Origin of the sequence: Providencia sp. PROV202 (genome assembly GCF_028479565.1) — a bacterium.
Lineage (GTDB): Bacteria > Pseudomonadota > Gammaproteobacteria > Enterobacterales > Enterobacteriaceae > Providencia > Providencia zhijiangensis.
Genome location: NZ_JAMPNV010000018.1, coordinates 100,148 through 112,317 on the forward strand (window position 1 = coordinate 100,148; position 12,170 = coordinate 112,317).

General features: G+C 44.2%; 15 protein-coding genes. 5 read left to right on the forward strand and 10 right to left on the reverse strand.

Annotated elements, in window-relative coordinates; genetic code table 11:
* Positions 1-119: 119 nt before the first annotated feature.
* The 3 genes from mltC to mutY all read right to left on the reverse strand — a co-directional run bounded on the left by mltC (position 120) and on the right by mutY (position 2,650).
* The gene (mltC, locus tag PR799_RS13815; protein ID WP_154604525.1) at positions 120-1,193 is read right to left on the reverse strand and encodes a membrane-bound lytic murein transglycosylase MltC; all 1,074 of its coding nucleotides are present in this window, start codon (positions 1,191-1,193) and stop codon (positions 120-122) included.
* Between the two features lie 123 nt (positions 1,194-1,316).
* On the reverse strand, positions 1,317-1,586 hold the full coding sequence (locus tag PR799_RS13820; protein WP_006657365.1) for an oxidative damage protection protein: 270 nt from the start codon (positions 1,584-1,586) through the stop codon (positions 1,317-1,319).
* Complete coding sequence (gene mutY / locus PR799_RS13825) at positions 1,583-2,650, reverse strand: A/G-specific adenine glycosylase (protein WP_272522456.1); 1,068 nt, start codon at positions 2,648-2,650, stop codon at positions 1,583-1,585. Before mutY ends, PR799_RS13820 begins: the two co-directional genes overlap by 4 nt.
* Before the next feature lie 237 nt (positions 2,651-2,887).
* Between mutY and trmB the strand changes: the two genes are divergently transcribed.
* The 5 genes from trmB (at position 2,888) to PR799_RS13850 (ending at position 6,903) form a co-directional block, all read left to right on the forward strand.
* Entirely contained in the window at positions 2,888-3,604 is a 717-nt protein-coding gene (gene trmB / locus PR799_RS13830) for a tRNA (guanosine(46)-N7)-methyltransferase TrmB (protein WP_154604527.1), read from the forward strand.
* Positions 3,605-3,606: 2 nt separating this feature from the next.
* Entirely contained in the window at positions 3,607-3,936 is a 330-nt protein-coding gene (locus tag PR799_RS13835; protein ID WP_036954142.1) for a YggL family protein, read from the forward strand.
* 36 nt (positions 3,937-3,972) lie between these two features.
* Complete coding sequence (glsB, locus tag PR799_RS13840; RefSeq protein WP_410431244.1) at positions 3,973-4,941, forward strand: glutaminase B; 969 nt, start codon at positions 3,973-3,975, stop codon at positions 4,939-4,941.
* Between the two features lie 42 nt (positions 4,942-4,983).
* The gene (locus PR799_RS13845; RefSeq protein WP_272522457.1) at positions 4,984-5,715 is read left to right on the forward strand and encodes a DUF2884 domain-containing protein; all 732 of its coding nucleotides are present in this window, start codon (positions 4,984-4,986) and stop codon (positions 5,713-5,715) included.
* A 237-nt stretch (positions 5,716-5,952) separates the two neighbouring features.
* A complete protein-coding gene (locus PR799_RS13850; protein ID WP_272522458.1) occupies positions 5,953-6,903 on the forward strand; it encodes a siderophore ABC transporter substrate-binding protein in 951 nt (316 codons plus the stop codon).
* 95 nt (positions 6,904-6,998) lie between these two features.
* On the opposite strand, the gene hemW is transcribed toward PR799_RS13850, so the two are convergent.
* From hemW to PR799_RS13885, 7 genes are all read right to left on the reverse strand, one after another.
* Complete coding sequence (hemW, locus tag PR799_RS13855; protein WP_272522459.1) at positions 6,999-8,138, reverse strand: radical SAM family heme chaperone HemW; 1,140 nt, start codon at positions 8,136-8,138, stop codon at positions 6,999-7,001.
* Positions 8,131-8,724 carry an XTP/dITP diphosphatase gene (locus PR799_RS13860; RefSeq protein WP_272522460.1) on the reverse strand — a complete coding sequence of 198 codons (594 nt, stop codon included), beginning with the start codon at positions 8,722-8,724 and terminating at the stop codon, positions 8,131-8,133. The genes hemW and PR799_RS13860 overlap by 8 nt, the downstream gene beginning before the upstream one ends.
* Positions 8,725-8,739: 15 nt before the next feature.
* Complete coding sequence (locus PR799_RS13865) at positions 8,740-9,324, reverse strand: YggT family protein (protein ID WP_272522461.1); 585 nt, start codon at positions 9,322-9,324, stop codon at positions 8,740-8,742.
* A 21-nt stretch (positions 9,325-9,345) separates the two neighbouring features.
* Positions 9,346-10,167 carry a pyrroline-5-carboxylate reductase gene (proC, locus tag PR799_RS13870; RefSeq protein WP_272522462.1) on the reverse strand — a complete coding sequence of 274 codons (822 nt, stop codon included), beginning with the start codon at positions 10,165-10,167 and terminating at the stop codon, positions 9,346-9,348.
* 16 nt (positions 10,168-10,183) lie between these two features.
* The gene (locus tag PR799_RS13875) at positions 10,184-10,876 is read right to left on the reverse strand and encodes a YggS family pyridoxal phosphate-dependent enzyme (protein ID WP_272522463.1); all 693 of its coding nucleotides are present in this window, start codon (positions 10,874-10,876) and stop codon (positions 10,184-10,186) included.
* A 128-nt stretch (positions 10,877-11,004) separates the two neighbouring features.
* Positions 11,005-11,424, reverse strand: coding sequence for a Holliday junction resolvase RuvX (ruvX, locus tag PR799_RS13880; protein ID WP_154628224.1), 420 nt, complete (start codon positions 11,422-11,424; stop codon positions 11,005-11,007).
* Positions 11,424-11,987 (reverse strand): YqgE/AlgH family protein, encoded by a 564-nt coding sequence (locus PR799_RS13885; protein ID WP_108479443.1) that lies wholly within the window; start codon positions 11,985-11,987, stop codon positions 11,424-11,426. Before PR799_RS13885 ends, ruvX begins: the two co-directional genes overlap by 1 nt.
* Positions 11,988-12,170: the final 183 nt, after the last annotated feature.

A 12,170-nucleotide genomic window follows, 5' to 3' on the forward strand; every position in this document is an offset into this window, starting at 1 on the left:
TTTTTTTCAGCGTTTCAATTAATTTTTAAGCAAATCAATGCAAAAACTCACAAAAAGTGAAAAAAATGCCAGCAACCGTGATGGTTTACTGGCATTTTTATCGCTATTTTAAGGATTTATTAGCGTAGATATTTTTTCTGCGCCTTATTCACTTTAATAAGATAATTACGAGATTCCGCCGCAGGGTGTTTGGTGGAAAGCGTTTCGTAAACTTCTCCCGGCTCTAGGTTATTAATACGCTGAGCCGCTTGTTTTTTATCATTGTGGAAGACGCGTAGCACGCTGCCTGCACCGCCGTTATAAGCCGTAATAACCGCATAGCGACGTGAAGTTGGGTTACTGATATCCCCCAAATAACTATTTTGTAAGATAGCTAAGTAAGCCGTACCTGTATCAATGTTTTGCTCTGGGTCAAACAGGTAACTGCGGCTTGGTACTCCTGATTTACCTTGAGAGCGGAAGACATCTTTACCGGCTGTGTTTGGCATAATTTGCATCAAACCTAGCGCATCAGAACGGCTAACCGCGTATGGGTTGAAGCTCGATTCAATCTGCATAATAGCCAGAATTAATGATTCATCCACACCGTATTTCGCGGAGGATTTCTTAATAAATGGCATATATTTATGGGCGCGTTTATCTAAGTGGTTTGGTACTAATTGCATGGTCACCGACCAAACAATATTCATACCAGATTGTCTGCGCTGCATTTTATTGCTGATCAGATAATCTGCAAATTTAGTGGCTCGCCACTCCCAGCGGATCGGTTCACCCGTATTATCCATCACCTGACCAAACAGGAATGGCTCTTTACTGTAGGGAATGTCGTTAATATCAGAATAGAGGTCGATGGAATTCGGGTCATCGCCCATCAATAATGTGGTGACAATGGCTTTTTTCAGGTGTTCTGACGGCTCTACAGCGGAGATGGTCTCAACCGTGATTGTCCCTGCATCAAAGTTAATGTGGCTACGAGTACGATACTCATCGGTATATTTCACATAGTCTTTAGGTCCTGCAATCAGGACTTCTTTGATCCCCCAAATATTTTCGATGTTATGAGCAAATTGCCCCATCAAAATATCAAAGCCATTGGTATCTTTGACGTAGTCGGGATTAAAGTCGGATTTCTGATTACTGGAGCAAGAAACAATCAGGGGAATCAACAATGTGAGAGCAAATAATTTTTTCATACGATCCACAATAATAATGCAAGCTAGCTGCTATTTCGGTCATTTACTCTAAAACATTCAAGTTGCAGGAGGTTAGCAAACCGAGCCGTGCAACTTGAGGTTCGATAGGTAGAGACCTAAAAACTATTTTTCTGGGGTATAGCCATCAATTTGAATATCGTGACCTTCAAATAAGAATTTCACCATTTCTTGTTCCAGCATTTTGCGATCGTCTGGGTTCATGGTGTTTAATTTCTTTTCATTGATCAGCATAGTCTGTTTTGTCATCCATTGACTCCATGCTTCTTTCGAAATCTCATTAAAAATACGCTTTCCTAATTCACCTGGGTAAAGCTGGAAATCTTGCCCATCGGCGTCACGTTGTAAGAAAGTGCAAAAAATGGTTCTACTCATTTATTTTTTCCTCGAATATCAGGTAGTAAGGCAAGTTGTTTTAGCAAACTTTCAACCGGAGCTGCAAGCCCAACGGTTGCGCCTAGGTGTAAGTTATACCAGAGTCCGTTGCCTTCATCCATGGCAGAATTAAATGCCTGAATATTAACTTTTACAGGGATAATATCTAAATGAAAATGGCTAAACGTGTGGCGAAAAGCAATTAATTGTTCTGGCGTGTCATATTGCAGGCCAGAATCAGCTAGCCACTGAACCAGTTGCTCATGGCTTTCAAACTGTGGGAAGGCGAATAAACCGCCCCAAATGCCGGAAGGTGGGCGCTGTTCTAACCAGACATTATCTTGATATTGAAGGATCAAAAACCATGCGCTTTTTTCCGGAATTTTCTGCTTAGGTTTTTTCCCCGGATATTCCTGCCAAGAATGGTTAGCGTAAGCAACACAGCCGGTATTGAGTGGGCATAGTTCGCATTTTGGTTTACTGCGAGTACACACCATTGCACCAAGATCCATCATGGCTTGGTTAAAATATTCGACTTCTACTTTGGGGGTGACGTTGGTGCTGATTTCCCACAGGCGATTTTCTACCTCTTTCTTACCCGGCCAACCCGCGACAGCATAGCAGCGAGCAAGCACGCGTTTTACGTTACCGTCCAAAATTGGGTAATGTTGTTTTTGGGAAAGGGAAAGAATGGCGCCTGCCGTTGAACGTCCCACTCCAGGAAGCGCATTAACTTCCTCAAATGTGGTAGGAAATTGACCATTATATTGGGTGGCAATCACTTGCGCTGCTTTGTGCAGATTGCGCGCTCGTGCGTAATAACCGAGCCCTGTCCATAAATGCAGAACTTCATCAAGGGGCGCATTCGCCAGTGCGGTCACATCCGCAAAGCGTTGGGTGAACTTTTCAAAATAGGGAATGACTGTGCTGACTTGGGTCTGCTGCAACATGACTTCAGAGAGCCAAACATGGTAGGAGGATTTTTCCTGCTGCCATGGCAAGGTTTTACGACCGTATTTGTGATACCACTTGAGCACTGCACTTGAGAATTGTTGAGCTTCCATTATTTATAATATTTTTATCGCGATTTCAGTCATGGAGAGGATTGCAACATAGACGGTGATAGCTGTAAACCGCTTCTTGTGTAAAGTTATCCAATTATCAACTGCAAGATCCTTGAAGTTTTGCTAAACTCCCTTTCCCACCATACTTAGATATTAATTAATTAGGTATGTTTGGGTTTTTTTATACTCTTGTTGGCACATTATCTAACTGGACAACGAATTTTTTAGAACTTTATTATGATCAATAACGTTATCTCCCCCGAATATAATGAAGAAGGGCGGGTTATGCGCCGTGTCCGTAGTTTTGTCCGCCGTCAAGGGCGTCTGACAAAACGTCAGGAAGAGGCATTAGAAAGCGAATGGGCAGAAATGGGGATCGATTTTGTTAACGAACCCTTTGATTTCGCAAAACTATTTAATAATTCAAATCCAGTCACTCTGGAAATTGGATTTGGAATGGGCACCTCACTAGTGACGATGGCAGCACAAAACCCAGATCAAAACTTTCTGGGTATTGAAGTGCATGCACCAGGCGTTGGGGCTTGTTTGGCATCCGCAAAAGAAGAGAACATCACCAACCTACGCGTGATGTGCCACGATGCCATTGAAGTTTTAGACTTCATGATCCCGAACGGCAGCTTAGCAATGGTTCAGTTATTCTTCCCTGATCCTTGGCATAAAGCGAAACACAATAAACGTCGTATTGTGCAGGTACCTTTTGCTGAAAAAATTCGCAGTAAATTAATTGATGGTGGTGTTTTCCACATGGCGACAGACTGGGAACCTTATGCAGAACATATGCTTGAGGTAATGACCAGCGTGGCTGGGTATGAAAACGTATCCACGTCAGGGGACTACGTTCCTCGTCCAGAATCAAGACCAGAAACAAAGTTTGAAAAGCGCGGCCAGCGGTTAGGGCACGGTGTATGGGATTTAATGTTTAAGAGGGTTTAATCATGGCTAAACAACAACGTAGTCGCCGTTTACGTAAAAAAATGCGTTTGGACGAGTTCCAAGAATTAGGTTTCATTGTTAAGTGGAACTTTAAAGAAGGCACGCCAATCGAAGAAGTGGACAGCGTCGTTGACCAACTGATTGCTGAAGCTATCGAACCAAACGGTCTGGCATTTGAAGCTAGCGGCTACATGAACTGGGAAGGGATTGTTTGCCTGCAGAAAATTGGTAAATGTACCGAAGAACACCGTCAAATCGTTGAAAATTGGCTAAAATCAAAAGGGATGAACGACGTTGTTGTTTCTGAACTGTTTGATGTTTGGTGGGAATAATAGCTAGTTTGATTATTAATAAAGGCATCCAATTGGATGCCTTTATTTTCTAGAGTAATCCATTCTGGAGCAAAACACTTGAGCACCCAGTTTTCTGACCAATTACTGCATGATATTTTGGAGCAAGTCCGCCCCCTGATAGGTCAAGGGAAGGTGGCTGACTACATACCGGCGCTTGGCGGCATTCCTTCACATCATTTGGGGATAGCGGTTCATACCGCAGAGGGCGATATTTTCACTGCTGGAGATGCGAGAAAACGTTTCTCAGTTCAATCCATTTCTAAGGTTCTCAGCTTAACCTTGGCAATGACGCGCTACGAAGAGCAAGAAATTTGGAGCCGTGTTGGTAAAGAGCCTTCAGGGCTGCCGTTCAATTCATTGATTCAGATAGAGATGGAAAAGGGCATTCCCCGTAATCCCTTTATCAATGCCGGCGCGATTGTGATTGCCGACATGCTGCAATCTCGTTTAAGCGCACCAAAACAGCGGATGCTGGAGTTTGTCCGAAAACTCGCTTGCGAACCTGACATTAGCTATGACATCAATGTCGCTCGTTCAGAAATGGAGCATGCGAGCCGCAATGCAGCTATCGCGTATTTAATGAAATCTTTTGGCAATTTTGATAATGATGTTTTAACGGTTTTAGAAACTTATTTTCATTATTGTTCTCTAAGTATGAATTGTGTCGAACTGGCTAGGTGTTTTACCTATTTAATGAATCAAGGTGAGTCACCTTGTTCGATAGACCCAATTATCACGCCGCTACAATCTCGACAAATCAATGCGTTGATGATGACTTGTGGTATGTACGATGGTTCTGGTGAATTTGCATTTCGTATTGGAATGCCCGGTAAATCAGGTGTCGGTGGCGGTATTGTGTGTGTGGTTCCTAACCAATTTACGGTAGCCGTGTGGTCACCGGAATTAGATTCAGCCGGAAACTCTTTGGTGGGTTGTGCTGCCTTAGAGCTTTTATCGAAACGAATTGGACGTTCTGTTTTCTAATTACCTCTCAACCAATCTAGAGGTAATCGACGAGGAGATTTTATGTTACGCCGTACTTTAATTGCGTTTTCATTACTGGCCTGTGCCACCAGCCAAGCGGCGGATTATAACTGCTCGGTAACCCCTAAAGACGACATTTTTATGACGCCTGAACATGTTCAAGTCGTCGGTCGCAGTGGCGATTTAAAAATCACCCCAAGCGGTGATGTGACGCTGAATGGTCAAAAGGTTGCACTGACCGCTGAGCAACAGCAGAAAGCATTGCGTTATCAATCAGATATACGTCAGGATTTACCGTGGATCAAGAAAGAATCTGAAGAGAAATTAGCGGCATCACGTAAATCTCTCGATAAAGTGGTGGTTAAGGTGATTGGTAGCGATAGTAATATTCGTAACCGCCTGACTAAACTTGAAAAAGATTTAAACGGTCAAATTAACCAAATCATTGAAACTCGTTCAAACGGCTACGTTTTCCACCACGAAGGTATCAAGAAAGTGGAAACGTCAGGGCGTGAATTAGTCAATGAAAGTTTAGGTGGGATTTTACAAGACAGTATCAATGAGATGGGGCGCAAACAGTTACTTGCTGGCGGTGATACCAACAAAATGCTGCAAGGTATGCTAGGTAGCCTCGGTGGGTTACAGCAAGAAATTGATAGCGAATGGAAAAACCAAGAAAATAGCTTCCAGCAGTTTGGTCAGCAAGTCTGTACTAAAGTCACCTCATTGGAGCAGCAACGCATTAGCTTACTGAATTCAATTAACGGTAAATAATTCAGGTAGTTTGGTCAGTTATCAACGTTATTATCGGTAATGAAGGGCAGTAATAGGGAAACCGATTACTGCCTTTTGCATTAAAAGCCTCATCAAACCATACCGCCATAACATACAAACCATGACGGCATTAACATAAACAAAAACAATACTAAGAATCATTATCATTTAATTGACTTATGAGTAACTCTCCTTAGAATGCAGGTTTGGCTTAACGACTAAATGGGTGTTATTCATATGAAAAAGTTTATTCCAGCGGTACTAGTTTCCATCCTGTCATTCTCCGCACCTTACGCACTGAGTGCTGAATCTGCTGCATTTACGCCAAACGCAATCACTGCACAAGGTGCTGAAAAAGTCACGGTTAAACACCTTTCCGGCGAAACGGAAGTGGTGAAAAAACCTCAGAAAGTGGTTCTGTTTGACTTCGGTATTTATGACTCAATGCAAAAACTGGGGTTAGGGGACAAGGTTGTCGCTCTGCCGATGGGTAATGCACCTGATTATGTGAAAGCTGGCATCCCTGCGACAGTCAAAAATGCAGGCGGCATGAAAGAACCAAACTTAGCTGAAATCGCCGCGTTGAAACCCGATTTAATCGTGATTACAGGTCGCCAAGGTAAATCTTACGACGCATTATCAAAAATTGCTCCGACGCTGAATTTAGGCTCCGACAGCAAAAATTATGTTGAGTCAGTAAAAGCCAACATTCGTTTAATTGGCGATTTATACGGTGACCAGAAAGCGGTAGACGAGCAACTGGCTCAGTTGGATAAAACCATTGCAGAAGCTCAGAAAAAAGCGGCTGCATCCAATAAAAAAGTGCTGGTTTTATTGCACAATGACGGCAAATTAATCCCAAATAACCAAGCGGTTGTTTACGATGTGGTAAAAGCACAACGTGCTGAATTACCTGTTCAAGCGGATGCTGATAAATCCAAACGTCGTGTGGTGGATACAAAAACTATCGCACAAGCGAACCCTGACGTGATTTTGATTGTCGATCGTAGTGAAGCGATTGGCGCAGGGAAATTAGAAAAAACGGTATTTGAAGACCAAAATATCCAAGAAACCAAAGCCTATAAAGATGGCAAAATCACCTATTTGCAATCTGACTTGTGGTATCTCTCCGGTGGCGGTTTAGTCAGTCTCACCGAGCAAATCGATGCAGTCACCAAAGCACTGTAATCGGTAGATTGTTATTTTCGTTTATTACCCTTGTTTATTACGTTTAGTAAAAGAAAAAGCCAGCGAAAGCTGGCTTTTTTATGGGAAAATATAAATCACTCTTCCCCTAAAAATAGCTCCAGTAGGGAGTTTAAGAATAACTTTCCATGTTCGGTTATTTGCCATTCATCAGCGGTTTCTGAGATATAACCTTTGGCTAAGGCTTCATCGATAGCGGGGCGAACCACAGATTCTGCCAGACCGGTATATTCAGTAAATTCACGGCGAGGCATCGCTTCAAGTAACCGGAAACGGTTCATAAAATATTCGAATGGGCGGTCTTCGTTCTCGACATTATATTGATTATCAAGATAACGACCTTCCATATAACCTCGCGGATGCTTGGTTTTGACGGTACGTAAAATCTGCCCATCGGTTGAGGTGATTTTACCGTGAGCTCCACAGCCAATACCGAGGTAATCTCCAAAACGCCAATAATTGAGATTATGTTCGCACTGATAACCCGCTTTGGCATAGGCGGAGGTTTCATATTGCTGATAGCCTGCCGCGGTCAGTAATTTATGCCCTTCGGTGTAGATATCCCATAGGGTATCGTCATCCGGCAAACGCGGCGGGCGAGAGCCAAACTGCGTGTTCGGCTCAATGGTGAGCTGATACCAAGAAAGATGCGGTGGAGAGAGTTCGATAGCTTGGCGTAAATCCGACAGCCCTTCATCGCGAGTTTGTGACGGTAAGCCGTGCATTAAATCCAAATTAAAACTGCGTAGATTTAAGTTGGTGGCGAGCAGAGCGGCACGTTTAGCTTCACTAGGGCCATGAATACGCCCCAACATGATCAGTTTGTCGTCTCCGAAGCTTTGTACACCGATGGAGATACGGTTGATACCTGCTGCTTGGTAGCCTGCAAAACGGTCAGCTTCCACTGTGCCGGGGTTGGCTTCCATAGTCACTTCAGCATCGGGGGCTAAATTCACGCGCTCACGAACGCCATCCATCAACATTTGTATGGATTCAGCGGTTAATAAGCTCGGTGTACCGCCACCAATAAAGATAGTTTTAACGGGGCGGTCGCCAATCAGTTCGGCGTCTTTATCCAGATCGCTAAGCAAATGCTCAACATACTCAGTTTGGGGAATTTCCCCCTTAAGAGTATGCGAGTTGAAATCACAATACGGGCACTTTTGTACACACCAAGGAATATGGATATACAAGCTTAATGGAGGAAGCTTAAGCATTTTTTAGGGCATCCAACATCATCGCAAGGGCTTTACCGCGGTGTGATACCGCTTGTTTTTCGGCTTTAGTCAGTTCTGCAGAAGTGCAGCCTAATTCTGGCACGTAGAAAATTGGGTCATAGCCAAAACCACCTTGCCCTTTTGCTTCACGGGTTAATACTCCGTGCCAGCGACCATGAAACACTAATGGCGTCGGATCTTCGGCATGACGCAGGTAAACCAGCACACAGTTAAATTGCGCTTGGCGCTGGTCATCAGGCACATCTTTCATGGCATTGAGAAGCTTATCGAGATTTTGTTGGTCGGTAGCATCTTCACCCGCATAACGTGCAGAGTAAATTCCCGGCGCGCCACCTAATGCATCCACAGAAATACCGGAATCATCGGCGATGGCGGGTAAACCTGTTTGTGCCGCGGCATGGCGGGCTTTTAAAATTGCGTTCTCGATAAAGGTTAATCCGGTCTCTTCTGCGGACTCAACCCCAAGGCTGGTTTGAGCGACGATATCCATACCGAACTCGCGAAGTAAATCCGCTAATTCATTAACTTTGCCCGGGTTACCTGTGGCTAATACAACTTTTTGCATTGTTTCTATCTTCCCTTACATAATGCCGACAGAGAACAGCATGGCGGTTAACGCAGGGTCAATCATTAAAGAGATATCGACGCGTAAGTAGTTCAGGGCGATCAAAATAAACATCACAATCATCGCAGAGAAGTCTAACCCGCCCATGGCTGGAATAATGCGGCGAATCGGTGCCATTAACGGTTCAGTTAATTGGAACAGTAAATAATCGACAGGGTTACGACCTTGACTGACCCAGCTTAAAATGGCGCGAATTAAGATCATCCAGAAAATCAATTTACCGATATAAGTCAGTAAGAGAATTAATCCCATTGGCAGTAAGGTCAGACCGATGGCTGGCAGCATATTGGTCGCCCACATACCAAAGATAATGTCAGCAATTGCTAGTATAAACGCCACCAGCAGAGTCGCGGTATCAATAGAGCCAACAGATGGAATTAGGCGACGTAAAGGCCCCACGATAGGTTGAGTGGCTTTAACCACAAACTGTGAGAATGGGTTATAGAAATCGGCGCGAACGCACTGCATCCATACTCTGAGCAGAAGCACAAAGATGTACAGTTGGATCAGGGTGGTAACAACAAAAACGATAGTCTGCATGGCTTATCCCAAAAAAATAAATTAAAAAAGTTTTTCCATTTCTTCCGCACGGTCAATCGCGCTTTGCATAGCATTGGCGACAGTTTGCGGTAGATGACCTTGGTAAAATTGCTCTAAAGCCATTGCGGTGGTACCGCCTTTAGAGGTGACTTGCTCACGCAAGGTTGAAAATGGGGTGTCCCCTTGTGATTTCGCTAACGCCACGGAGCCCTCAATGGCATTAAGAACCAATTCTCGGGCTTGTTTTTCATCATAGCCAAGCTGCTCGGCTTTTTGCTGCATGGATTCCATAAACAGGAAAAAGTAAGCGGGGGAGCTACCGGTTAACGCAATGATATTGTTGATTTCGCTCTCTTTGGCGCACCAGGTTGTTGAACCGACGCTTTCCATCAATTGCTGAGTAAATTGTTTATCATCTTCAGAGACATTGGACTGTGCAAACAATCCACTAACACCTTTACCAACCAGTGACGGCGTGTTTGGCATAATGCGCACTAAACGCAGTGAATGGGCAAAATAGTCATTATAACGAGCCGCAGGAATACCGGCAGCGATGGTTAATATCATCTTATTTTCTAAGTTTGTGAGTTGTTGAAGAGGCTCACAAACGTCTTTCATCATTTGCGGTTTGACGGCAAGCACAATCACGTCCGCTTGTTGGGCGGCGGTGAGATTATCATTGGTGCTAATGATGCCGTAATCTTGCGCCATTTTGTCACGGCGTATAGGGGTTGGTGAACAGACGGTGATCATCGATGCAGGATAGCCATGAGCCACAAGACCCGCAATAATGGCATTCGCCATATTTCCCGCGCCAATAAAGGCAATTTTGCGATGTTGCATGTTGTTCTCCTAAAGATTAATTATGGTACTGACGGGCACCAAAAATGGCGGTACCGATGCGAACAAGTGTTGATCCGCAGTGGATAGCAGCGCGCATATCGTCGGTCATCCCCATGGATAAAGTGTCCACAGTCGGGTAGTTAGCTTTCAATTGCTCGAATGCCTGTTCCATTTGGCGAAACGCTGCACATTGGCGCTCATAATCGGTTTCTGGGGCTGGAATGGTCATTAACCCACGCAACACTAAATTGGGGAATTGGGCGACTTGAGCAGCAAGTTCATTTACTTCCTCGAGGGGGATCCCCGATTTGCTGTTTTCATCACTAATATTAATTTGGATCAGCACATTTAGCGGCGCTTTATCTTGAGGGCGCTGCTCATTTAAACGTTGAGCGATTTTGACGCGATCTAAAGTATGGAACCAATCAAAATGTTCTGCCACTAAGCGGCTTTTATTGGACTGTAGTGGACCAATAAAGTGCCAAACTAGGTCGGTTCTTTCTGCAAAGTGCTGGATTTTCTCAACGCCTTCTTGCACATAGTTTTCACCAAATTGGCGTTGACCTGCCTCGATAGCTTCCATAATGGCTTCACAAGGTTTGGTTTTACTCACAGCTAACAGGGTAATATCTTGAGGGGAGCGGTGACACTCGGTTGCAGCAAGATGAATACGCTCAGTGACATCAGATAGGTTTTTTTGAATGGTCATGTTATTCAATACCGTTTTTCAGTTGCTTTCGGTGAATAGTGAGAATTAGCCCTAGTGTAAAACATATTAAGGGCGAACGGCACCTTTGCAGCAACTGAATGGGGAAAATAAACGTAAAGATGCGCCTTTTAGAAATTTTGTTCAAACCAACTTTCTAAAATCACCACCGCAGAGGCAGAATCCACTTTGCCTTTACTCAGTGCGCGATAGCCACCTTGCTCAAACAGCCCCGATTTCGCCTCTACGGTAGACAGCCTTTCATCATGTAGTTGAACCTGCACACCAAAGCGTCCGTGAATGCGATTGGCAAAATTACGTGCTTGGCTAGTGACGAGCTGCTCAGTGCCATCCATATTTAAAGGAAGCCCGACGATCACGAGCTGCGGCTGCCACTCTTTGAGCAATTTTTCAATTTGTGACCAGTCGGGTCGGCCATCGCTGGCTTTTAATGAGGCTAACGCACGCGCGGTACCAGTGATCTCTTGACCGACAGCGACGCCAATACTTTTCGTCCCAAAATCAAACGCTAATAGAGTTCTTGCTGACATTAAGCGTGCCCCGCTTGCATGGAGATATTATGGATGTCGATGCCTAAAAGGTTGCCTGCGGCTTTCCAGCGTTCGTTTAACGGCGTATCAAAAATCAGTTTAGGATCGGCTTTAACGGTCAACCAGCTATTTTCCATGATTTCATTTTCTAACTGCCCGGGTTCCCAGCTTGAATAACCGAGCGTGACTAAAGAATTCATGGGATGCTGCTCACTGCCTAATGTCTCTAAAATATCTTTAGAGGTTGTTACCATGACATGGTCATTGAGGCGCAAACTTGCTGCATAACCCGCAACAGGGGTATGGATAATAAACCCGTGCTCTTCAGAAACAGGGCCACCCGCAATCACCATTTTTTCAAGATTGCGCGTATTGGTATTGTCAGACACGTCAATTTCGAGCTTTTTCAGCATGGTCGCGACAGAAAAATCCTCAATAGGCTTGTTGATCACGAGGCCCATCGCACCATTTTCATTATGTTCGCAGATATACACCACGGAATGGTCGAAATAGGGATCCGTCAGTGAAGGCATGGCAATTAAAAAATGATTCTGTAAGTTCATAAATGGCAAGCTCAGGGGTTATGTTCCTATTCGTTGAGATAACATTATGGATTAAAACAAAAGCTATGGCTTAAAACAAAAACTATGGCTTAAAACAAAAACTATGGGCTAAAAAAATAACGCCAAAGGCAACCTCGAAAGGCTGCCTTTTTGAGACGTATCTGTTAACAGATACTATTTTTC